The 23,642-nt window shown below is 55.7% G+C and carries 16 protein-coding genes and 4 tRNA genes; 10 read left to right on the top strand and 10 right to left on the bottom strand.

Annotation, left to right across the window (positions count from 1 at the left end):
* Window positions 1–273 precede the first annotated feature (273 nt).
* From I9H07_RS20225 to I9H07_RS20210, 4 genes are all read left to right on the top strand, one after another.
* Window positions 274–349, top strand: a tRNA-Asn gene (locus I9H07_RS20225).
* A 29-nt stretch (window positions 350–378) separates the two neighbouring features.
* Window positions 379–455 (top strand) — tRNA-Pro (locus tag I9H07_RS20220).
* A gap of 5 nt (window positions 456–460) precedes the next feature.
* Window positions 461–536, top strand: a tRNA-Lys gene (locus I9H07_RS20215).
* 97 nt (window positions 537–633) lie between these two features.
* A tRNA-Pro gene (locus I9H07_RS20210) sits at window positions 634–710 on the top strand.
* A 355-nt stretch (window positions 711–1,065) separates the two neighbouring features.
* On the opposite strand, the gene I9H07_RS20205 is transcribed toward I9H07_RS20210, so the two are convergent.
* A complete protein-coding gene (locus I9H07_RS20205; RefSeq protein ID WP_024672963.1) occupies window positions 1,066–1,506 on the bottom strand; it encodes an MEKHLA domain-containing protein in 441 nt (146 codons plus the stop codon).
* Window positions 1,507–1,976: 470 nt separating this feature from the next.
* Here I9H07_RS20205 and trpC point away from each other — a divergent pair, with 470 nt between their 5' ends.
* Window positions 1,977–2,777, top strand: coding sequence for an indole-3-glycerol phosphate synthase TrpC (gene trpC / locus I9H07_RS20200; RefSeq protein WP_024672964.1), 801 nt, complete (start codon window positions 1,977–1,979; stop codon window positions 2,775–2,777).
* 117 nt (window positions 2,778–2,894) lie between these two features.
* Here the strand turns inward: trpC and I9H07_RS20195 are convergent, their stop codons facing one another.
* The 7 genes from I9H07_RS20195 to I9H07_RS20165 all read right to left on the bottom strand — a co-directional run bounded on the left by I9H07_RS20195 (window position 2,895) and on the right by I9H07_RS20165 (window position 11,749).
* Window positions 2,895–4,526: a methyl-accepting chemotaxis protein gene (locus tag I9H07_RS20195; RefSeq protein ID WP_024672965.1), complete on the bottom strand. Its 1,632-nt coding sequence runs from the start codon at window positions 4,524–4,526 to the stop codon at window positions 2,895–2,897.
* Between the two features lie 381 nt (window positions 4,527–4,907).
* The gene (locus I9H07_RS20190; protein ID WP_236424930.1) at window positions 4,908–5,900 is read right to left on the bottom strand and encodes a LacI family DNA-binding transcriptional regulator; all 993 of its coding nucleotides are present in this window, start codon (window positions 5,898–5,900) and stop codon (window positions 4,908–4,910) included.
* A 79-nt stretch (window positions 5,901–5,979) separates the two neighbouring features.
* The gene (locus I9H07_RS20185) at window positions 5,980–7,482 is read right to left on the bottom strand and encodes a glycoside hydrolase family 32 protein (RefSeq protein ID WP_236424929.1); all 1,503 of its coding nucleotides are present in this window, start codon (window positions 7,480–7,482) and stop codon (window positions 5,980–5,982) included.
* Window positions 7,479–8,624: an ABC transporter ATP-binding protein gene (locus I9H07_RS20180; RefSeq protein WP_283107539.1), complete on the bottom strand. Its 1,146-nt coding sequence runs from the start codon at window positions 8,622–8,624 to the stop codon at window positions 7,479–7,481. Before I9H07_RS20180 ends, I9H07_RS20185 begins: the two co-directional genes overlap by 4 nt.
* A 27-nt stretch (window positions 8,625–8,651) precedes the next feature.
* Entirely contained in the window at window positions 8,652–9,494 is an 843-nt protein-coding gene (locus tag I9H07_RS20175; protein WP_236424927.1) for a carbohydrate ABC transporter permease, read from the bottom strand.
* A complete protein-coding gene (locus I9H07_RS20170) occupies window positions 9,491–10,453 on the bottom strand; it encodes a carbohydrate ABC transporter permease (protein WP_236425919.1) in 963 nt (320 codons plus the stop codon). Before I9H07_RS20170 ends, I9H07_RS20175 begins: the two co-directional genes overlap by 4 nt.
* Before the next feature lie 21 nt (window positions 10,454–10,474).
* Window positions 10,475–11,749, bottom strand: a complete 1,275-nt coding sequence (locus I9H07_RS20165) for an ABC transporter substrate-binding protein (RefSeq protein ID WP_236425588.1) — start codon at window positions 11,747–11,749, stop codon at window positions 10,475–10,477.
* 167 nt (window positions 11,750–11,916) lie between these two features.
* Between I9H07_RS20165 and I9H07_RS20160 the strand changes: the two genes are divergently transcribed.
* Both I9H07_RS20160 and I9H07_RS20155 read left to right on the top strand, forming a co-directional pair.
* The gene (locus tag I9H07_RS20160) at window positions 11,917–13,494 is read left to right on the top strand and encodes a carbohydrate porin (RefSeq protein WP_236425589.1); all 1,578 of its coding nucleotides are present in this window, start codon (window positions 11,917–11,919) and stop codon (window positions 13,492–13,494) included.
* A gap of 181 nt (window positions 13,495–13,675) precedes the next feature.
* Complete coding sequence (locus tag I9H07_RS20155) at window positions 13,676–13,834, top strand: hypothetical protein (protein ID WP_080266543.1); 159 nt, start codon at window positions 13,676–13,678, stop codon at window positions 13,832–13,834.
* 181 nt (window positions 13,835–14,015) lie between these two features.
* Here I9H07_RS20155 and I9H07_RS20150 read toward each other — a convergent pair whose 3' ends face one another.
* Window positions 14,016–15,998 (bottom strand): 3'-5' exonuclease, encoded by a 1,983-nt coding sequence (locus I9H07_RS20150; RefSeq protein WP_236425590.1) that lies wholly within the window; start codon window positions 15,996–15,998, stop codon window positions 14,016–14,018.
* On the bottom strand, window positions 15,995–17,728 hold the full coding sequence (locus I9H07_RS20145) for a DEAD/DEAH box helicase (RefSeq protein ID WP_058392884.1): 1,734 nt from the start codon (window positions 17,726–17,728) through the stop codon (window positions 15,995–15,997). Before I9H07_RS20145 ends, I9H07_RS20150 begins: the two co-directional genes overlap by 4 nt.
* A gap of 1,049 nt (window positions 17,729–18,777) precedes the next feature.
* Here I9H07_RS20145 and I9H07_RS20140 point away from each other — a divergent pair.
* The 3 genes from I9H07_RS20140 (at window position 18,778) to I9H07_RS20130 (ending at window position 23,470) form a co-directional block, all read left to right on the top strand.
* On the top strand, window positions 18,778–20,703 hold the full coding sequence (locus I9H07_RS20140) for an NUDIX domain-containing protein (RefSeq protein ID WP_236425592.1): 1,926 nt from the start codon (window positions 18,778–18,780) through the stop codon (window positions 20,701–20,703).
* Between the two features lie 102 nt (window positions 20,704–20,805).
* Complete coding sequence (locus I9H07_RS20135) at window positions 20,806–22,104, top strand: cellulase family glycosylhydrolase (RefSeq protein ID WP_236425917.1); 1,299 nt, start codon at window positions 20,806–20,808, stop codon at window positions 22,102–22,104.
* Window positions 22,105–22,267: 163 nt separating this feature from the next.
* Entirely contained in the window at window positions 22,268–23,470 is a 1,203-nt protein-coding gene (locus tag I9H07_RS20130; protein ID WP_235591748.1) for a hypothetical protein, read from the top strand.
* The last annotated feature ends 172 nt before the right edge of the window (window positions 23,471–23,642 follow it).

Below are 23,642 nucleotides of genomic sequence, written 5' to 3'. Positions count from 1 at the left end.
AAGGGCTCTCGGCATGAGAGCCCTTTGCCTATCCGGGCAGTCAGCCGTAAAATCGGGCCCGAAAGGCCATCTGAAAAAAAATCGCAAATCATTGTCTTAAAAAGCAATTTATAGGGTTGACAGGTGTTTTTAAAATTGTAGAATAGCGCGCCTCAGAGACGTGAACGCAACGATACAAACGAAGCGCAAAGGTCGATGAGATTGAAATCAACGAGTTAACAGCAAGCTGGTTTCAAGGCTACAGGTTGTAAAGTTGAATCTGAAATCGATAGTTCCGCGATAGCTCAGTTGGTAGAGCAAGTGACTGTTAATCACTGGGTCCCTGGTTCGAGTCCAGGTCGTGGAGCCAGATTTCGCAAGATTCAATGCAGTTTCAGTCGGGGTATAGCGCAGTCCGGTAGCGCGCCTGCTTTGGGAGCAGGATGTCAGGAGTTCGAATCCCCTTACCCCGACCATATTTGGGTCGTTAGCTCAGTTGGTAGAGCAGTTGGCTTTTAACCAATTGGTCGTAGGTTCGAATCCCACACGACCCACCATTTTTAGCTGGTTTGTATCTGGCTGGATCTTAGGGAGTGACGCCACAAGCGTCATCCAAATAGAAAACGCCTCCTCGGAGGTGTTTTTTAGCATCATCGGGGTATAGCGCAGTCCGGTAGCGCGCCTGCTTTGGGAGCAGGATGTCAGGAGTTCGAATCCCCTTACCCCGACCATTTTCGCCCAGCTGCATCAGGGTAGAAAATCAGGACTCAAGAACAGTCGTTTTGAGCCCAACAAAAAAGGCGTCCTTCGGGACGCCTTTTTTGTTGGACGAAGTCCTGACGTTCATTGTCGAACATTGGCAAGTCAGCGGAGGTCATGTTGTCGCCTTCAGTTCACGTCACCCAGGGTTGTCAACAGCCAATGGACCGGCCGTGAAAAGTCAGGGGCAGGGATAAATCTGCACTGGAAAGCGGGGACTTCTGCGTGACCGAATCGGCAGGATGGAGCGTGGGGCGATGCCTCTGGACAAGGTGGTTGGTGAGGTTGTCTGCTCAAGCAGGGGGGAGACAACCGTTCCGAAAACCCTTAATCCAGAACGCCGATACGCTGCTCATCCGGCCAGAACAACGCCGCCTGCCCGCACGCCTGGCCCTGCGAGTCCAATAAGGTCCACACCACACCCGCATAGATCATGAACGGTTGATTATCCGCATCCACTCGCCAGCCGCTGTAGCCCTCGGCGATGCCATTGGCGGTGACTTGCTCCAGCAATACCTGGCGCGCAGCGCGATCGAGCTCCGAGGCGCTGAAACGTGAGGGCATGCCGATGAAGCTGTCGCGCGGGTACTTGAAGCATTGCAGCGCGCATTCGTTCACGTAGGTAAAACGCGGGTCTGCGGCGCCATCGTGGGCCAACAGGCTGTAGGGCGCCTGGCTATGCAGCCAGGTGAGGCGTTGTTGCGAGTCCAGTTGTCGAGGCGACGGCAGTCCGTGGCCGGTCCAATGTCGGTAACTTTCATCGAGCACTTTTATGAGCTGTTCTTGAGACACCTGTCACCTCGCATCGTCAGTTGGAAACGTTTGCCCTTTGGCAGGCACGCCGTAGCGAGCGCAAGATCGCCAGAGTGCCGCTGCGCTCCCAGTGGTGTAATCAGCGAGCATGCAAAGATGTTTTTATTAGAGGATTTATTTTTGGGACGATACGCTATATCCCAGGCTGCAACGGTAAGTTGATATTGTTTTGCCATCTTGATCACCTGGCTTAAATGAAAGGGCGCGTGACCGAAGACCAGGTTTTCTGGGTTTGCATCAGGCATCATTATGATATATTTATTGATCATGGTATTTAAAGATTGATAAATTAAATTTAATTATTATTTGTGGGTTAGTGAATGTACGCTGGTTTAAATAGTGCTAGAGGGCAAGGATGATAATTCTTGCGTCGAAATGCCACAGGGCTTAACGCAACAGACTGCCCGCTAATATGAGTGACTGTCATGAGTGATATTTTAAATAAAATAAAACGTTATAAGCTTCAGGAAATAGAGGCAGCAAAAGCGAGTTTGCCATTAAGTCGCCTCAAGCAGCTTGCCCTCGAACAGTCCAGCCCCCGCGGTTTTTATAAAGCGCTGAAAGTTAAAGAACAGCAGGGTCTGATGGGGCTAATTGCAGAAATAAAAAAAGCAAGCCCATCAAAAGGTCTGATTCGCGAAGACTTCAACCCTCCCGAGCTGGCGAAGGCTTATGAAACCGGTGGGGCTGCCTGTTTATCCGTTCTTACCGACACGCCAAGCTTTCAGGGCTCCCCGCAGTTTCTCATTGACGCGCGAAATGCTTGCGCCCTTCCAGTGCTGCGCAAAGACTTCATGTTTGATACTTACCAAGTGTATGAGGCTCGTGCCTGGGGTGCGGACTGCATATTGTTGATCATGGCCTCATTGAGTGATGACCTGGCTGCCGAACTTGAAAGTGCGGCCATGACGCTGGGAATGGACGTTTTGGTAGAGGTGCATGACGAACATGAAATGGAGCGTGCGCTCAAACTGTCTTCCCCGCTGCTCGGCGTCAATAATCGCAACCTGCATACCTTCGAAGTAGACCTCGGCGTGAGCGAGCGACTGTCATCAATGGTGCCCGCAGGCAAACTTCTGGTCGGCGAAAGTGGAATAGGTAACCATAATGATTGCCTACGGCTCAAAAAATCCGGCATCACTACCTTTCTGGTCGGCGAAAGCCTGATGCGCAAAGAGGATGTAGTGGCGGCGACAAAAACACTGCTGACCGGCAGTGCTGACTGACACGTATTAAATTCATGGCTAAGAGGGGCGATCATGCGCTCCTCTGACGAGTCATTTGCTGTGGAGTCAGTATCCACAGCATCCCCAGCGGTCCGACCTGGAAGCAGTAGAAAACCCTTAGAGCGAGAACCTCGCCACCAGCTTGCTCATGTCTACAGCAAGCACTGAGAGCTCGGAACTTGCCGCTGCTGTTTGATTGGCCCCCGTTGCGCTCTGGATAGAAAGATCACGAATACTCATCAGGTTGCCGTCGACCGAGCGTGCGACCTGCGCCTGCTGCTCCGATGCGGTTGCAATCATCAGGTTCATTTCGTTGATTTCATTGATCGCTTTCGCGATCAGGGTCAGCGCTGCTCCGGCTTCATGAGCAATGGTGAGTGTGCCATCGGCCTGATCGCAACTTTCACTCATGGCCTTGGTGGCCTGTGCAGTGCCCGTGAGGATGTCGCCAATCATTTTCTCGATTTCCTGAGTCGAGGTCTGGGTGCGATGTGCCAACGCTCTGACTTCATCGGCCACCACCGCAAAACCGCGTCCCTGCTCACCTGCCCGTGCCGCTTCGATTGCCGCATTCAAGGCCAGGAGATTGGTTTGCTCCGCAATCGTACGAATGACTTCCAACACCTTGCTGATGTCCCTGGACTGCACGGCCAGACGCTCTACATCGACACTGGTGCTCTGCACGGTCTTGCTCAGTTTCTCGATGGCATTGACCGTGCTGGTGACCCGCGCTGCGCCGGTGCGGGTTGATTGATCAGAGGCTTTAGCTGCATCCGATGCAGCGGCAGCATTACGCGCCACCTCATCGACCGCAGCGGTCATCTGGTTGACTGCAGTGGCCGCCTGATCGATTTCGTTATTCTGGCGCAGCAAACCTCTGCTGGACTCTTCGGTGACCGCGTTCATTTCCTCGGCGGCGGACGCCAGTTGAGTGGATGAATCGCCAATCAGCTTGATCGTATCGCGCAGGTTGTTTTGCATGACTTGGGTGGAACGCATCAAGTCGGAAAATTCGTCTTTGCCCGTGACAGTAATCACGCTGCGCAGATCACCTTTGGCGATGGTGTCGTTGACCCGCAACATGTCGCGCAACGGTGTAACAATACTTTTGGTAAACAGCACGGCCAGCACAATCGTCGCCAGCGTCGCGGCTGCAATAATAAAGATTACAAACGTCAAACCACTTTGATACGAATCCTCGGATTCTTTTCCTGAGTTTGCGGCCTCGTCAATGTTAAGTTGAACAAGTCCGGTCACGGCACCGTCAAGAAGACGGGTAACAGGGGTCACATTGGAGCTTAGATAGGCCAGAGCTTCAGTCGGCGTATTTCGCCGAATAAGTGAGGTCACTTCATCAAATGCAACCAGCATTTTGTCAGTGTTATCAGAGACGACCGTGAACAGTTGCACTTCTTTTGGGTTCGCATTTTCGCCCGAAACAAAAGGAACATAGAGCTTGATTTGTTTCTTTAATTCCTCGTTAAGCGTGGCGATCGTACGGGTCGTCGTGGCAATGTCTTGCGGATCCGTCTGTGAAAGCATTCGGCGGACTTCCAGCCTCAGGCGCAACATGGAGGCATTGATCCGGTCGGCAACCACCACGCTGGCCAAGGCGTCGTCTTCAAGGTCTCTGGCCGTCTCGCGGATTTCTCCCATTTTCCATACTGAAATACCACCCAAGGCGACCAATAGGAGCGCAATAAACATAAAGCTGAGTGCTGCACGCGCTGATACTTTCAGATTTCTCATTGTCACTGACCTCCTGGTAGAATTGATTTTTCATAGTTTTAGACCTATCGGCTACTAAAAATATAACTTGAGGGCATCGGGCTTGCTCCCTTTATTAGTTCTGCCCGGTTTTGTGTTATTGAGTTTTTTAGTGCGCTTTTTTGGGGCGAAAGTTTATGTAAATCAGAGTTAATTACAGCTTTCCATCAGTAGGCAATTGAAAAGCAAGAGAAAAACCACTCTTGGAGGATGGCCGGACGCCCAGCCGTTCCCACCCCTCTAAATCGTAGCTATTCAATACGGTCAGAGTTTCAGGGGGGAAAGTCAGGCCTCAAGAGCAGTCGCTGTTGTCGGGATCGTCCCGCGTGACGACTTGATGCATGGGCTATCCCACGCAAGGCTTCATAACGATTCTCTGACCACCAGCGGGCAATCCACCGGCTGGGATCCCGAGACGTCGAGGCTTTCTATCAAGTGCCGTGCAGCATTGCGACCGATCTCGTAATACGGCAACTGCACCGTGGTCAGAGCGGGTATGAACAGCTCGGCAATGCCGATCATGTTGTCGTAACCGAGCACGGCGACATCGCCGGGGATTTTCAGGCCTCGGCCCAGCAGCAGCTGGTAGGCACAAAAGGCAATCCGGTCATTGCCGCAGATCAGAATGTCGAACTGCGGACGGCCATCAATCATGTGCCGTTCGAGGATGGCGGCGGTTTCCCAATAGGCGTCATGCTCGGACAGGTTGTACTGCAAGCGTTCGTCGGCAGCCAGGCCGAATGCCTTGCAGGCACGTAGCATACCCGCTTGCCGAATTTCCCAGGCCAGGCTCTGTTTAGGCAGGTTGATGAACAGCGGGCGTCGATAGCCCTTGCTGAACGCGTGGTGCAAGGCGCGGTACTGTCCTGTTTCGTCGTCTGGCACATAACTGACGAGGCTGCTGTCATCGGCTACGCAGTTGGCGAGTACCAGCGGTTTGCTCTTCAAGCGCTGGGGAATGCTCACTTTGCGTAACCCCATGGCGCTGAAGATCAACCCGTCGGGGCGATGCGACAGCATCAGGTCAATGTTCTGGTCGGTAGGCGGATTGCTTAGCAGGTTAAGGATAAATACGTTCCAGCCTGCCTGCTGCGCGGTCTGTTCGATTGACAGCAGCAGCTCGACCGCAAACGGCGTCGTCGCAGTGTCCAGGGCAAATACGCCGATGGTTCGGGTCTGCAGGTTGTCGCCGCGAATCCTGCGAGCCGACAGGCTTGGTACGAATTGAAGCTCATCGATCGCGTTGCGCACTCGCTGATAAGTCTCGGGGCTCAGCTTTCCCGGATCATTGAGCGCTCGAGACACCGTCATCAGCGACACACCGGCCAGTTTTGCAACGTCTTTAACTGAGGTCATGCGAGGCGGGCCTGTCGGGTTGACTGATGATTATCATGCTACAGAGACCTGGTTTTTTTCGCGACTTCAATGATATGGCCTACAGGTAGCCCGAGGAGAGCGTCCATGCGTTGGCAATGCAGACTTGGCCTCCGGTTCCGTTGGCAATAAGTTTCACCCCCAGGCTGTCGATCTGTGGATAAAGGCGGCTGCTGAAAGAGAAGCTGCCGTTGTTGTCGAACACCTCAATGGACGAGCGATCAAGGAACACTCTTAGCTCCAGTTGGCCGTGTTGTGGGTCTATTGCCACGCTGCGTTGACCGCTGACGTGGGTGCCCGACTGATCGCGGTCCAAAATCAAACGCTTTAGCGCTGCGTCGTAGTAAAGCAGAGTCTGCTGTTTGCCATCGGCGCTGCAACGCAAGGCTACGCCCAAGTGGCCTTCGATGCAGTCGAGCAGGTCAAGATGCACGTGGATTTCGAGCATGTCGCCATGTACGTCGGTTAGCCATTGGCTACCCGCTTCGCTCCACCAAGGAGTGCCTGGTAATACCGTGTCGCGCAACGCCGTCAGTTCGCGTGCGGGCTGCATGCAAAGGCGATCGGCATGCAGTTCAAGTTCGCGTGGCAGGCCGAGCATGCCGCGCCAGTGATGCGCCTCGGTGGGGGTCGGGCTTTCCCACATATCGATCCACGCCCACAGCAGACGTCTGCCATCGGCGGCCACCAGCGTCTGCGCTGCATAGAAGTCGTGGCCGCTGTCCAGCTCGATAAAGGGCCCGCCGGTGAATTGCCATTGATTGTCGACCTGGCCCACTCGATAGCCGGTGTGGAACCTGTTCAGTCGCCCGTAGCGCTGTGCCGGCATGCCCTGGGGGGAGTAAAGCAGTACGTCGCGTCCATTGAGGCGAAACAGGTCGGGGCATTCCCACATATAGCCGTCGCCTTCGTCGCCAGTGGACACATAGCTCACGAATTCCCACGTGTGCAGGTCCGCAGACCGATACAACGGCAGCAGCGGCGTGTCACCCAGGCGCGCACCGGCAATCAGGTACCAGTGGTCATCCTGCTGCCACACCTTGGGGTCACGGAAATGAATGATCGTGTCTTGCGGCGGGGTGTCGATGACGGCCCCGTGTTTGACGAAACTGATGCCGTCGGTACTGGTGGCCAGGCACTGCACCTGACGGATAAAACGCTCGTCACCCACTTCACCCAGCCAGGTATGCCCGGTGTAGATCAGTGCCAGGGTATCGCCACACACCACTGCACTGCCGGAAAAACAACCGTCCCTGTCGAAGTCATCACCAGGTGCCAACGCAATGGGCAGGTGCTGCCAATGGACCAGATCAGAGCTCTTGGCGTGGCCCCAGTACATCGGGCCCCATTTCGAGTCGAAGGGGTGGTGTTGATAGAACACGTGGTATTCGCCGTGAAAGTACACCACCCCGTTAGGGTCGTTCATCCAGCCCGCAGGCGGGGCCAGGTGATAACCGGGTCGATAATCATGGATCACCTGCGACAGGCCATCCTTCAATGCATGGTGCGCACGTTCAAGGGCGGTAGACATTGGATCGCTCATGCTATTTACAGAAAAGCTCATAGGGTGCCCGTTTGTACGAAGTGCGGCGTAGTGTCGTTTGCCACATGTTGACTGGCGTCTGTATGGCGCTTCAGGGCCAGGCCATCGGCGTCGAACAGGTGCAGGTTGCTGTCGTCGAACTGCAGCGCGACCTGGTCGCCCACTCGCCAACCAGCCTTGGCGTCGCAGCGACAAATCAACGGTTCGCTCTCGCCGGTTGCCAGGTGCACGTAGACCTCGCTGCCCAGGTATTCGACGCCGGCCACCGTGACCCCAACGCCGTTGTTCGACGTATTGAGGGTGATGTGCTCCGGGCGAACACCCAAGGTCAGTTGCGCACCCTCGGGCAGATTCGAGCTGTCGAAGGGTAGGGATTTCATGCCCAGTGCCGGGATATCGATCAGGCTGTTCCGGTCCGGCGCGTGCAGGCGCACTGGCAGAAAATTCATTCTCGGCGAGCCCAGAAAACCGGCGACGAAGCGGCTGGCGGGGCGCTCGTAGAGCTCGCGTGGTGAGCCAACCTGTTCGACCTGACCACCATTGAGCACGACAATTTTGTCAGCCAGGGTCATGGCCTCTACTTGATCGTGAGTGACGTAGATCATGGTCGAGCCCAGCCGCTTATGAAGCCGGGCGATTTCGTTGCGCATCTGCACCCGCAACGAGGCGTCGAGGTTTGAGAGCGGCTCATCGAACAACAGGATGTCGGGTTCCCGCGCCATGGCTCTGCCCATTGCCACACGCTGGCGCTGCCCACCAGACAGTTCCCTGGGCTTGCGTTGCAGCAGTTTGTCCAGTTGCAGGATTTGTGCGGTTTTCAGCACGCGTTCGCGCAGGCTGCTTTTTTCGGTCTTGGCCAGCTTGAGACCAAAACTGATGTTGTCGTAGACGCTCATGTGCGGGTACAGGGCGTAGGACTGAAAGACCATGCCGACGCCACGCTCACGCGGCTCCAGGTCATTGACCCGTCGTCCGTCGATCAGCAGGTCGCCACCACAGATTGAATCCAGGCCGGCGATCAAGCGCAGCAGCGTCGACTTTCCGCAGCCCGACGGGCCCACGAACACAACGAACTCACCTGCGGCGATCTCCAGGCTGACGTCGCGCAGAATACGCGTGCCGCCCAATTGCTTGTTGAGGTTGGCTAGCTTCAATTTCATCACGATGCTGTTCCTTGTCAGTTGTGTGCATCAACCTTTCAACGCGCCGGCAGTGAGGCCGGAAACGATGCGGCGCTGGAAGATCAGCACCAGAATCACCAGTGGGACGGTCACCAGCACCGACGCCGCCATCAACAGACCCCAAGGCAATTCGTGGGAGCTGCCACCCGAAATCAGGGCGATAGCGACCGGGACCGTTCGTTGTGCATCTGTGAGGGTGAAGGTCAGGGCAAACAGGAATTCGTTCCACGCGGCAATAAAAGCCAGCAGGCCGGTGGTGACCAGGGCGGGCCACAGCAGCGGCAGCAGCACACGGGTCAGCGTGACCCAGGGCGATGCGCCATCCATGATTGCCGCTTCTTCCAGTTCGTGCGGCAGTTGCCCCATGAACGTGGTGAGCACCCAGACGGTGAAGGGCAGGGTGAAAATCGTGTAGCTCAGGATCAACGCCCACGATGTGTTGTACAGACCCAGCGCACGGATCACTTCAAACAGCCCGGACAGCACCGCGACCTGAGGAAACATGGAGACCCCGAGCACCATCATCAGGACCGTGCCGCGCCCTCGGAACTTGACCCTGCCCAAGGCATAAGACGCTGTCAGGCCCAGGAACAGCGCCAGCATCACCACGCTCAGCGCAACCACCAGCGAGTTGGCGATGGCCTGCAGGAATGACGCCTGGCTGAGGACCGCGGCGTAATTGGAGAAGTCGGGGCTGGCGATCCAGTAGCTCGCCTCAAACAAGGCACTGGACGGCTTCAACGACGTCAGGATTGCGTAGTAGAAAGGGAAGATCGCGTACAGCAGCAAGATCCCGATAAGGCCCCAGAAACCCAAGCGCATCAGTGCTTTCTTCAGTCGGCGCAGGTTCATGAGCGCACCTCCAGTTGGCGACGCCCCAGGTACAGATAAAGCATGGCAATCACGGCCACGACCAGAAACAGCAGGGTCGAGGCTGCGCTGCCATAGCCGACGTCCTGGAACTCCACCAGGTGCTGGCGGGCATAGACCGACATACTCATGGTGCTCGAAGAGTTGGAGGTCAGGACGTAGATGACGTCGAATACCCGCAGTGAGTCGAGGATGCGAAAGATTGCTGCAACCAGTAAGGCTGGCATCAACAACGGCAACGTGACACGCCAGAACACCCGCACTGGATGAATGCCGTCGACTCTGGCGGCTTCGTAGCAATCGCTTGGCAGCATCTGCAAGGCCGCCAGCATCAGCAGGGTGACAAAGGGCACGGTCTTCCAGACGTCGACGATGATGACTGCCCACATCGACAGATCCGCATCTGCTGTCCATGCCAGGGGCGCGTCGATCAGGCCCAGGCTCAGCATCATGTGGTTGATGATGCCGAACTGGTCATTGAGCATCCACGACCAGATCTTTGCCGAGACGATGGTCGGAATCGCCCAGGGGATCAGAATCAACGCACGGACCAGCGCGCGACCGGTGAACTTGACGTTCAACAGCAACGCCACCGTCAGCCCCAGGACCATTTCCAGCCCGACCGACACCACGGTGAAATGCAACGTGTTGCGCACCGCGTTCCACCATTGCGGATCGACCAGGACGCCTGACCAGATGACGCCGTCGTAGAGCAGATAATTGCTCAGGCCCACGAATGAGCCACTGCCGGTATCCGACAGGTCGGCGTCGGTCAGGCTGAACCAGAATGTGCGCAGCAACGGCCAGGCCGCCACCAGGGTCAGGCACACCAGCATGGGTGTCAGAAACAGCCAGGCGGCGCGTAGCCTGCGACGTTGTACAGGCGTTTCCCGGGTGACGAGCTCGTCGTCTCCGGGGTAGTCGGTAGAAGAGACAGGCATGTTGATTTCCTTACGTGTGGCTTACCAGTTCCGGCGTTTGATGCGCGTCAGTTCGCTTTCCAGTTCGACCAGTGCCTGATCGACCGGTATATCGCCCGCCAGTACGCTATGCACCCGATCAAAGAACGCGTTGGAGACGCGTGGGTAACCGTTGGCCGTGATGGCGGCGGGGCGCATGACCCCATTGCTGAGGATGCTGTGCAACTGGGGGTAGTAAGGCATCGCCGCGATCAACTCGGGGTCGGCATACAGCGACTCGATGACCGGGTTGTAGGCACCTGCCAGGGCACGCCGTTTTTGCTGCTGTGCGCTGGTCAGGTAGGCAACCAGTTCTGCCGCAAGCTTGGGGTTGCGGCTGTAGCGCGAAACCGCCAGGCCCCAGCCTCCCAGCGTGGAAGCATGGGTACCGTTTGCGCCGCCACTGGGCAGTGGAGCGACGCCGACCTTGTCTTTTATCGCGCTGTCCTTGCTTTGCACCAAGGCCCAGACGTAAGGCCAGTTGCGCATGAACAGCGCATTTCCCGACTGGAATACGCCACGGCCTTCTTCCTCGGTGTAATTGAGGACGCCGGGCGGGGAGATGTCGCCGACCCAGCTTTTGGCAAGGGTCAGCGCGGTTCTTGACGCCTGGCTGTTGACCACGATGTCTCCGCGCGAGTTAACCAGTCCGCCGTCCGGCTGGCTGCTGATCCATTCCAGGGCGTTGCACGTCAGGCCTTCATAGGCGCGCCCCTGGAAGACATAGCCCCACATAGTGGCGTTTCCTGCATCGCGTTCGGCTTTTTGAACGTATTTGGCGGTGGCGGTCATGTCCTCCCAGGTCTGGGGGACCGGCTTTTGGTACTTATCGAGCAAATCCTTGCGGTAGTACAACAGCCCCGAGTCGGTGAACCAGGGCATCGACACCAGACGGCCGTCGACTGTGGCGTTGTCCACCTGCGCCTGGAAATAGCCTTGCGTGGCATTCGCCGGAAGTAGCTCGCGCAGGTCCGTCAGGTGTTTGGCGAGCATCCCCGGCCACACCATGTCGATTTGAATGATGTCGATGTCGGTGGACTGGGCACTGAGGATCTGCTGGTAGAACGACAGGCGCTCGGTCGCCGAATTAGGCGTGGACACCACCTGGACGTTGTTGCCGGTCTGTTTCGACCACGTATCGACTGCCTCTTTGCACAGTTGCAATTCCGCTCCGACGGCTCCGCACGAGATCGTCAGATTGGCCGCGTGCGACAGCGCAGGAAACCCTGCAGACAGGGCTAGCAGCGCGGCGGGAAGAAGAGATTTCAGCTGTTTCATAGAGCCCTCTTTATTTTTGTTTTTATAAAAGTTAACGTTAACATCGTCAATGTAGCAGCGTATTTCCGATGTGGCACCCTTTTTTCTTCGATTTGCACAATTTTGCGCTAAAGGAAAGAAGCACGGCCAACGTCACGAAAACAATAAAAACAAAACAGGAAGTCCCCATGCAAAACGCACCCAAATGGCTGCTCGCAGGTATGCTCGGTAGCTCGGCGGCGGTCTCTCAGGCCGCGACTCTGGAAGAGCGGATGGTGGCATTTGAAGCCCGTACCAGCGCTGCTGAAAAGCGTGCAGCCGCCGCTGAACAGCAGACCCAGGCGCTCGCCCGGGAGCTTCAGCAACTCAAGCTCGCCACCCCCGCTGCGCAGCCTGCCGCGCCCACTTCCACGCCCACTGTGGCGGCCAGTCCACAGCCTGCTCTGGATGATCGCGTGGCAAAACTCGAAGCCCGCCAGCAAAGCATGGAAAAGCCAGGCAGTGCCGGACACCTCACCGATGGGTTCAGCTTCAAGGGCTATGCCCGCTCCGGTCTGTTGATCAACGACGGCCTGGGCGGCGGTCGCGGCGGGCCTTATACAACCCCCGCAGGTTCAGTCGGTGGTGCGGTCGGGCGGCTGGGTAACGAAGACGACACCTACATGCGCTTCGATCTGTCGAAAGAAATCTATGCGCAGAACGGCACGCGTTCCAAGTTCACGGTCTCCATCGCCGATGGCGTTGAAAGCTATAACGACTGGACGGCCACCGAAAGCAATCTGAACGTGCGTCAGGTCTTCACCGAGCTCGACCATATCGCCGCGTTCAAAGGTAATTCCGTATTCGAGAACTCCACCCTATGGGCCGGCAAGCGATTCGACAGGGATAATTTCGATATCCACTGGCTGGACTCGGACGTGGTCTTTCTGGCCGGCACCGGTGGCGGTATCTACGACGTGCAGATGACCAAGGACTGGCGCTCGAACTATTCCCTGATCGGGCGCAACTACGGAGATTTCAGTGAGGGCGGCGTCGATGCCGATGTGGAAAGCTACATCCTGACCTCCAACCAATTCTTCGACAATGGTCAGTGGCAGTGGATGTTCAACGCCATTGGCGCAAAGAAAAACGACGTCGGTACGCGCACCAATCAAGCCGGTTTCGCACCCGCAGATTCAGGCTTGCACACCATGTTGGCCAATCACCAGAAGGACTTTTTCGGCCGCGAAGGTTTCTTCAAGACGGCGTTGCTCTATGGGCAGGGCCTGGGTGCACAAGTCAAGGACATTGGTTCGGATGGCGAACTGATCGACGAAGCCCGCGCGTTGCGTCTGGCCATGTATGGCGAAACGCCTATCGCGCCGGGATGGCGCATCGGCCCGAGCCTGCTGGCCGAGCAGAGCAAAGACCGCTATGTCAAAGGCGACGATTACCGCTGGCTCACGCTGAACATGCGCCTGGCCAACGAGATCAACAGCAACTTCGAGATGGCCTATGAGCTGAGTTGGCAAACCATGGACCTCGACCCCAAAGGCTACCTGCAACGCAATGCGGTCGACGGTAACTTCTGGAAGTTTACGGTTGCGCCGACCTTCAAGCCGGACATGGGTGACCTGCTCACGCGTCCCGAGCTGCGAGTCTTCGCAAGTCTCATGAACTGGTCTTCGGACCTGGACCGCTACAGCACGACCGGCAACTTCGGCAAAAGCGACTTCAACGCCGGTGGTGTTTGGCAGTTCGGCGTTCAGATGGAGACCTGGTTCTAGGTTTTGGCCGACGTGTACTTAAGCCCGCAGAGCAAAATTGCGGACTTTTGCCGCACAACAGCGCAGGGCGAAATGCACTGAACGCCTTAGCCCGGCCTGACTCCAAATCTTGCCCCGGCGCTCAATTCCAACGTATCGCGTCGATGGGCGTTTGAATAACCTGCCCAATCAAGGAATTCCCATGACCGATCCACGTAACGTCGCTCACGACAAGAAAGTTCAGCAAGAGAAAAAGAACCACGGCGAAGAAATTGCGCCGAATGCCGAGCACGCACCGCAGCCAGGTATGAAGCCAGCGCTCAAGCACGACGACGATGAGAAGGAAGACGAGCAGGCTTGAGCCAGGCACTCGCCTGACCTGAAGATTGCCGTCTGGCGGCGCTGGCTAAAGCCAGCAGCCGCTACACCACCGCGCATTTTTCGTATCACGCCGAATCTCCTTCTGGCTCAGCGCTGGGCCATGGGAACGTCGCAAAAAAACCGGGAGCAAGGCGTTGCGTCCGCGAGCGCTTCCTCTACCTCTAAGTGTGCTCAAACAACTCAGCGATTTTCTCTGGAAGCGGTGCTGACGAGATCAACACCAGGCGTTGGCCTGCACGAGTCATTGCCATGTACAGTTTGCGAGCGTTCTGCTCAAGCTCGTCTTCGCTGACGCTGTCAGTCTGAACGGTATCTCTGATCAGCTTTTCCAGCCCAAGCAGAAATACGACATTGGCTTCCAGCCCTGTCGCGCTTTCAACAGTGGCAATTCGCAGGCTTTCATCGTGGCTGGGTGCGACGCTCTGGTCGTTCATGTCCCAGATCCGGTCCGGGCCAAAGCGCTTCTTCAGGGTTTTTATCAGTAGGGCCTTGTCTACGCTTTTACCGTATAGCAGCAACATTCCCGTTAACGGCAATTCAACGTTCTTCTGATGAGCAGCAATTTCATTACAGGTCTGCGCAATTGCATCCTGAGGTGAGTGCGACAAGACGAACAGCGGTGGTGTGCCGGCCTCCATGCCGTCGAACTCTGGCTGCAGGTAATCATCCGGGTCGGTCTGGATAACTCCGGCGAGCATCTGATTGGCGGCGCTCAAAATTGCCTGAGTGGTGCGATACGACTTGCGCAGCTTTTTGGTCTTGCCTGCTACATCAAGACCGACCCGTTTCCAGCTAAGGCGACTCTTCAGAAAACCCTGATTCGGATCGGCGCACAGAAAAAGCGTGCCTTCGTTTTTCCCCAGCGTCAGTTTGATCAGCTGGAACCACGAAGGCGCGAAAAACTGGGCTTCGTCCACCAGAATGTGTTGATAAGGGTCAAGCTTGTCGGCGCGTCTGGCCAGGCACAGATCACGTGACAGGGAACTCCATAAGCGCAGCCCCGACTGTTTCAGCAGTGCAGCCGTGACGCGCTCGTAAAGTGCCCAGACGTGTTGGCGTTCCTCTCTACGCAACGCAAAGCCTTGGCCTGCACGTTCGACCTTGAGGTAATCAGCCTCGTCGGCGATCACGCTGTCATTGATGAAATTGAACTCATCAAGCAACAGCTTGTTTTCCGGCTTCAGGTCCGGATATTCAATGTCTCGAAAGTGCTGGATAAGGTCGATGACTGGCTTGTCGTAACTGGACATCTTCAATGTTTTTTTGAACAGTGTTCTCCACTGTCTGGAGATCCAGCTCAGCGCCGTCATGATGGTGAGGTTCGCTGGCATTTCCCCGTACACCCGCTGCAAGCGGTGCTTGAGGTCTTTAACCACAGGCACGTTGTGAATCAGCATGAGCACCTGCTGGTCAGGAAACTTCCTGGCCAGAATAAGAGCACGGTTCGCAGCGATAAGTGTTTTGCCACTGCCCGCCACACCATTGACCAGGCGCACGGAAAAATCCCCGGCCAGTTCGGTTTGCTCGTCCGGAAGGTCCAGATCCAGTTTGCTTGCCCACTCCTGCTGACTGTCCAGAAAATAGCGCACGGTACGGGCGTTGTTGTCACGCACAAACTGACGCTGCGTGGTAAGGCTCCCGGCTATTTCGGCTTCGGGAAAGTAACGGCCCATGATCGCTTGTCTGGCGTCCAGAGACAGAGTTTTGAGCAGCTTGGGTAACTGCTCTGCGCCGGAGTCGATGAAGGTCTTCCTGGACATCAGCCGTATTCCGCTGCCTTTGCAGTGATGTGACCACAAGGCTTCGCTCTGATCCGAGTCGCAACCCCACATCACGACCAGCTTGCGGATGGCGGGTATGTGGAGCTCGGCCTCGAACGCCGACAGTTTCTTCAGCATCTCACTGAATGCTGTCTGGTCTGCGGTGACAAACAGCTGGCCCGGATCGAGTGTGTCAAACGGCAGCTCGCATACCATGAGCGCCAGCCATTCCAGTTCGCCGCGTTGCAGGAAGAAGTCCGGTGACCATGTGTCCTGGGTGATGCATTTGCGGACAACGTAATCGCCTTCCAGCTTCTTGAGCACTCGTTTGCACTGCACTCCGGCACCCGTACTGCGTTGCCATTCAGGTATGAACAGGGTCATGGCTGGAATTCGACCTTTTGACAGTGGCTGATCAAGTCACGGTATTGCTCGGCCCAGACCTGAGCGGTTTCGCTGGCGCAGACAATCCCATGCTTCAGTTCAGGGCCAATAATGATCAGCTTGGTCATGGCGCGGGTGATGGAAACATTCAAGCGCTCAGGCTGGAAGAAGAACTCGCCGATTGCACTGATAAACGACTCGTCGGCGCTGGCCAGCGACAGGATGATCAACTCGCGCTCCTGGCCCTGCATACGCTCCACGGTATCCGCTACGATGGCATGTGCGGCATCGCGACCAAACTGTTTTGCAAGTGCCTGGCGAATCGCTCTCCCTTGTGCGCGGTAAGGTGTCACGATGCCGATTTCGTGCAGCGGCAGTCCTGAATCATGTGCTTCCTTGCACAACTGGACGACGCGCTTTACGTCGGCGGGGTTACGGTTGCGCGCCTTCATGTCCTGGGTGGCGATGAACACCGCACAGGCTTCTGGATCAAGTGCCTCACTGGCGGCACCCTGGGAACTGGCCTGCAGCCGACGGTTTTTGTTTCGCCCTTCCGAGCGTAATTGCCCGTCGTAGTACATCTGGCTGGGCCACTCGGTCAGCCAGCAATTCATTCGGTAGGTTTCTTCCAGCATTACCGAATGATCGGCATCCTGAGCCGTCAGACGGGCGAACACCGACATGGATTCCTTGGACAGAATCGAACGTGACAGCAGGACCGGAGGCAGTTGTTTCTGGTCTCCGATGAAGATGAAGCGCTTGCCCTTGCGCATCGCCATCAGGGCAAGCGGTACGGTGATCTGACTGGCTTCGTCGAAGATGATGGTGTCGAAACTGTAGTGGGCTAACGATCTGCACGTCGCAAACGGCGTGGCGCCTATCACATAACCCTGACCTGATTCAGGCATACGCTCCCAATTGGCCGGTTCGGCTTCCAGGTCCACGTGCTTGTCGAGGTCTTCGCGGCGACCGCCCACCTTGAGCGTCGGCACATTGCGCGCAGCAATCTTGCTCAAGGCGTTGTTGATCGCCATGTGCGTATGGGAAGTGACGAACACCCGTTCACCTCGGGCGACCAGCAATTGAGCAATCAAGGCCAGAGCCCGGGTTTTGCCTGTACCCGGTGGTCCTTGAATGCAGGCAATCCGTTCCGCGCCAAGTGCGAGGCCTACAGCGTCTGCCTGTTTCTCGTTACAGCCGTCATCCAGCGCAACCCTTGTGCCGTACTCGACTTCCGGGTCATTGAAACCGATGTCGGGCGCATCGCCCAGCAGTGGCAGAATTGCGTTGTTGCCCAGCGCATCGCGCTCGATATCTTGCAATGCCTGAATATATTTCGGGGTCAGATCAATGCCGTCAGGGTCCACATAACAGGCACCTTCCTGGTAACTCTCCCAGATGAGCATGGCCCGGTCCGAGCTGAGCAGCCAGCGATCGTCTTCTTCCTTCTCGAACTTCATGCCCTGACACAGCAGCGCACCGTGAGCGTCGCCCAGATGCAGTCGCAGCAGATCCCCGGCGCGAAAGCGTGATTCGTTTTCGTCCAGATAGGCCCACAGTTGCCCAGGCTTTTCGCTGCGCTCCAGGCGGGTGAAACCCTGCGTCCAGCCTTGCAGCAGTTTCTCTTGCAGAGGGCGCTCCCATACCTCGTTCAATTTTTGCAGGTTGGCAGCTTGCTCTGCGTAGACGAACTCATAGAGTTTTTGAATCAGCGAATGCTGTCCAGGCATGGCGGTGAACATCCCTTATCGACCGTGGCATGGCTGGCAGTGTTACATAATATTTATGATGGGGGCGAGTAGGGGCGGGGGCTGGGCCCTGTATAAAAACGTTGCCGAGCTAAGGTCAGGCAAGGCAAAACAGGCGAGGAGCGGTCGGATTCGCAACAGGTTGTCAATACGCTTTCCGAGAGGCTGTTACCTTCGTGCGCGTTCATAGTTGTAAAGCGTCCTGATTAAACAAACTTGTACAGTTTTGAATCAATGAGGTTTATCAGACAGGCGTAAAATGATCGTTATCAGCGGGCATGCATGCCCTGCATATTTAACGCTAAAGAGCCGATTGCCATCTCTCAGCCTCTTGATTGAATTGATGCGGATGCGGCCTTGTTAGCGCATGTTTTCAAGTTATCGTACAACATGGGCCGATGAATTGTTCAGCAGTCGCATTGCCATAAAACACGGTAGGTATTTCTTGTAGAGCGCTTTGAATACAAGCCTTGCAGTGTTTATCACTGAAAATGATAAGACGCTATTAGTGTGCTTTCTCTTTTATTTAATGGAACCCGATGACGTTAGGTGACACTCAGCTAGCTCAACTTTCTAGTGGGTAGACGGTGAGCATTTGCCATGGATTACCTCGAATCAATTATAAGCTCCGCTTATTGGCAGCACCTGGTCCGTAGTGGCAATTGGCTGCTTGTTTTAAGGTGCTTATTATCACCCAACGTTACTCAGGATTCGGCCGATCCGGAGAGTGGCTATGTGCTTCGTGCGTATCGACTGACTGCTGTCGGGCCTCATAACTATCATGATGCCTGTAATGCCAAGGACGAATATTCATCGCGTGCCCCGAGACGAACGCGCAGGAGTGCTCACGAATGAACCCTATAACACACAGCTTTAGTCATCTTGGGTTTTCAAACGCTCAAAGTACTTCAGCGCAGGCGCCCGGCGGTAATAAAGTGCCTAACTTTGTTTCGCGAGGGCGAGGCCAAGGAGTCCCGCTGGAGCATTTCAACACGGCTGATGAGTATCGTTTGGCACGCCAGCAGGGCGGCGTGCTGAAATCAATAGACGGCAAAGAGTTCATGCTACTGCTGCAGAAGTACACGGCCGCCGAAACAACCGACGAAGAATTTGCGGACCTGAGGGCCGCCATACCGCGCTATTCCATTGAATTGGCCGAGCCGGGTCAGACTAAAGTGCTTTATCGGGGGATATCGCTGCCGGAGAAGACTGCGTCGCGGTTACTGAATATCTCCTGGGGTTACGAAAGCCGCGAAATAGCCCATGGTCTTATTCATGGCTTGCGGGTAGTTAAAGGTGTTTATACCGCGACTGGGGTGGCCAGTGCTTCGACAGTGTCGGCCATTTCACAAGGTTTTGCGGTGGGGAACGCGAACAAGAAAAAAGAAACACCGGTTCTGTTTGTGCTGCACGCGAAGCCCGCCGTTCCCGCGCGCAATCTCACTGGTGCAAAGGGTGTAACACTCAGTGAAAGCCGGTTGCCGTTATCGGTGGCCAGCAAGAGTGAACATGAAGTCATTCTGGATATCACCAACCGGTACGAAATTACCCATGCTCGCCGGGAAGGTGCGTACATTGTCGTAGACATGAACGTTTTAGGGCGATCCAGGAGGGGGGGCGAACTTGAGGTCATCGAGACTGATAAATGGAACCAGCTCTCTGGCGCCAAGGGTTCTAACCCAGGAGGATTGTTTCAGGCACCCGATGGCGTTAAATGGTATGTGAAAACGAACCCGTCTACCAATAGGCTTCGAAACGAGGTACTGGCCTCCAAGCTGTACCGCGCCGCAGGAATTGATGTTCCTGACATAAAACTGGCGTCTCGCCAGGGCAAGCCAGCATTGATTTCCAAACTGATAGACGGGAATCATAAAGACATCAAAACGATAGAGGGAAGTGGCCAGTTGCGGTGCGGCTTTGCTGTGGACGCCTGGTTGGCGAACTGGGATGTCATCGGTCAGACGGGGGACAATATCATCTTCAATGACCGTAACAAACCTGTGCGCATCGACCTGGGTGGCGCGCTGGTCTTTCGTGCCCAAGGGGGGCATAAGGGTAATCAGTTCGGTAACACGCCAATGGAACTGGTCACGATGCTGTCTCTCAAAGAAAACACGTCCAGTCACGCCTTTCGGAAAATTGAGCGTAATGACATCCGCATGGGCATTGCGGCAATAGAAAAAATACCGGACGACCATATTAAGGCACTCTGCGCAGAACACGGTCCCGGCAATTACAGCGAACGCATTGAACTCGGTAAAAGACTGATCAGTCGTAAGCATTGGCTTGTCAATATGAAACAGGCGCTTCCTCATATTCATCGCCAAAAGAATGAGGCTGGCCATGTAGTCACTGTTGAACACCCTACGTCACCCAGCGCTACGCATACCTGGCGTGATCGAGACGCAACAGCCGTTTTTGTACCTCACTGCACTGTCAGTGGCGTAATAAACAACCTGGCGTTCAGTTCAATTAAGCCCCCCAGCACGCTGGATGGCTGGCGCCAGCTTAAAACCCGTGCTGTCGACTTCAAAGAGCCCGAATTCAAGTTTTCCAATCATCTTCCTCCCGCCAGCGGCGCAGTGATTTTCGAACCTGACGGCAGGATCTGGGTCACCGAACCGACCAACCACCCGTTCGGCGCAACGCACGCTTTGCCCAAGGGAAAAAAGGAAGCCGGTCTGAACTTGAGGACCAATGCAGTCAAGGAAGTCTACGAAGAGACCGGGCTTAGAGTTGAGCTTCACGGTTTCATTGGTGATTACGACAGAACAACATCACGTACCCGTTATTACCTTGCCAAGCGCATCGGTGGAACGCCATCGGATATGGGCTTTGAATCTCAAAGTGTCAAGCTGACAAGGCTTTCCGAGGCCAACAGATTGCTGTCCAGTGAACTGGACGCCGCCATCTTGCTGGATGCCGCGCAGGTGTTCCAAAAGACCTCTTTCCACTGAGCCTCAGGTGCTCGGGCGCTGATGGACGGTATAGGGATTTTGAAACCCTGCGAAAAACCGTTTCACCCCAACGTGTTACCTCCATAGCAAAGGAGTAATGAAATGACGATTAATACTCATGTCAGTAATAACGGTCCATCGTGGTCACCCCTCTCGCTGGTCAATCAGGCACCGGACCTGCAACACTCCGGGAAAACATCAGGTAATGCCGTTCACTTTCTCCCTCCAGAAAATACCAACGGTTCGAGCAACGCCGTCAATTGGGGCGGCAGCACGCTGAAAGCTGATACCGCAGGCGCCGGACGAGCAGGTGGCTCAGGTCAAAGCGAGTTGGTCGAGGTGCTGAAGACGCTTATCTTTGCGCTGCTCAAAAGTTTGATGGGCAATACCTCCGCACACCCTCCATCTGCAAGCAACTCATCCGCCAGTGACCCTGCTGCAAGCCAGCCTTCCGGATCATCCGGGCCTGGAAGTAATGCTGCTTCCCCAAGCTGTGCAAACAGTCCGGCTTCAGACGCAAGCCCATCTGAACAGTCCGGTGAAACGTTCCCGATCAACAACTCTGGCCTGGGTGCTCATGGTGGCGCAAATACCGTCCCGGACCGGATTGCCTCTCCCGAGGCGGCTCGAAAAATGGTCGAAGATGTGAAGAATGCCGGTGGGGGAACACTGCGCATCCAGATGACTCATGACCAGATCAATGACCCGGCGCAAATGGCCAAACTCAAAGCCATGGTCGATGCCGGTGACAAGCAAGGAGTCAAAGTCCAGTTCACGTTTCGCGACAACGCGAACGGCGGCGGGGGCAATGTCTTGTCCGGCGATAAGCTCAAACAAGCCGCCGACGATGTCAAAAATGTAGTTTCAGCCCTTGGAAAACATCCGAGCTTTGTACTCGACACGTTCAACGAGGGAGGCAAGAGCGCCACTCAGGGCTGGGCTGATATGCAAAGCACGTTGATCAAGTCTGCGCGTGACGCCGGTTACAAGGGCGACATTGTGGTGGAGGACAGCAATTGGGGCGGCGGTCTCACGGCAGGCGGGGAAAGCGGACTGGTCAAATACGCTGATCAGTTGAAAGCCGCCAACGGCCGTGGCAACCCTGGCCTGATTGGCAGTATCCATGAATACGCCAGTGGTGCCGACGCCTCCTCACGTCTGTCATCGGAGATCAAGGCGCTAACGGGGGCGGGCTTCAAGCCTCAAATAGGCGAGGTCGGCAACGCCAACTGGACCGGAGGCAGCAACTTCGAACAGCGCGATGGGGCCAACCAGGCTGTTAAAGACAATATGAACGCGCTGAAAGCAGCCGGCGCGGATGTCCTGCCATGGATGGACCAGTTCCAGAACGGCAAGATCAAACACGACGTCGGTTTTTCGAAAGGCGATCAATTTTCCTGACGCTGTTCGTGACGTCTGATCAGACTTATTAACTCACCGTCGCCTGGTTGCCTGCAAAGGCAGCCGGCGATCAACGCTGTGCCACCTGCACGTGCTTACAAAGTACCTGCTCGAAATAGAAACAAAGCCTTCGCACAACGAGGCGCTTTAAAGGAAAGATTTCATGCCGAATCCAGTTTCTCATCACTCTGCCAGTCAGGCTTACCTTTATAACCAGCCTTCCAGTAGTCAGGCACCCACTTCGCATGCTCCGCGACCCGTGCAAGGCGTTCCACGGGTCGCCAGGCCTGGAAATTCAACCGCAATCGTCGGAGGGCACCGTGTTCAGGTCACCGCAGTTAACCAGACGGGATTTACGTCTGCTTTTGCGACTTCCCAGACAGTGTGCATCACACAAATGGCGCAGCGCGGTATACCGCTCAACTTCGCCCGGCAGGTGTTAAGTCAACGCCAACTGCTTGCACAGGCGGCGGAGCGCGACAAGGCATATATCCTCAACAGTCAGCTGAATAACTTCCCCGCAGAGAGAAGCAGGATTGAACAGGTCAGTCTGCAACACTTTCGTCGATATTCACCCGCGCACGGCGAGCGCATCGTTGATGCATTGCATACCTATCAGCAGGACTATGGTGATAACTATCTAATGAACATCAGCTCGATGGGTTATCGATCGCTGACGCAGTACTTGCAGTCCCTTCACCCTCGATACAACAGTGAAAGTGAAGTCAATAATTTTATCCGTGATTTTGCCCGGCATTACGATGCAGGCGAACTGGACCGCGATGAGCTTGATCTGCACAAGCACCACATCGAAAGGACGCTGGCACCGCAAGCTGCTCTTTTGCAACAGTTCATTCACGCGGCACCGCGCATCTCGGGCGTCTCTCTCTTGAAAGGGGCGGTAGGAAACGATGAGCTTTTCACCACTCAACTGAATGGTCATTCGGCGCTGCAAGCCTTGTTGTCGGGTAACTCTTTACAATTCAACGGTTTTCTCAGTACTACCTCGCGTGCCGGTGCGGCGATCGAGTTCTCCAGTGTGGATGATAGAAGAGAGCTGAGCAGGGCCAGGTATACGGTAGATTTCTCGAAATCCGATGCGGCATCGGAAGTGTTGCGCAGGCAGGCGATGCGTGAGCTGCAGGAGGGTCAGATTGATCCCGCGTCGATTTTTTTCCGCTTCAAGGCAGATCGTGTCGCAGGTATCAGTGTTGACGCAATTCAGGATGCTCACAACGCGGCAATGACCCTCAGCGGAGCGGGTGAGCAGGAAATCCTCCTCAATCCAGGGCATCACTTTCACCCAGAGAAAATCGTCATGCTTGAGCAAGGTTTTGCGGTCAGCGGGACGCTTTCCTACGGCTGACGCTGATGTGTCGCAACCCTGATCGGTGTGCCCGCTTGGGACGTGACGCCCATGCCGGACCGGAGGCCGCAACTTCGAACAGCGCGATGGAACCTGTTTCGCTTATCCACCACTCACCTGGCAGCTATCTGCACGGTAGCGAGTGATCAATTCAGAACGTTGAGTTTCAAGG

Origin of the sequence: Pseudomonas syringae (assembly GCF_023278085.1) — a bacterium.
GTDB classification, from domain to species: domain Bacteria; phylum Pseudomonadota; class Gammaproteobacteria; order Pseudomonadales; family Pseudomonadaceae; genus Aquipseudomonas; species Aquipseudomonas syringae_Q.
Note: the sequence above shows the minus strand (reverse complement) of the source record. Positions and strands in the feature narration are given on the sequence as shown.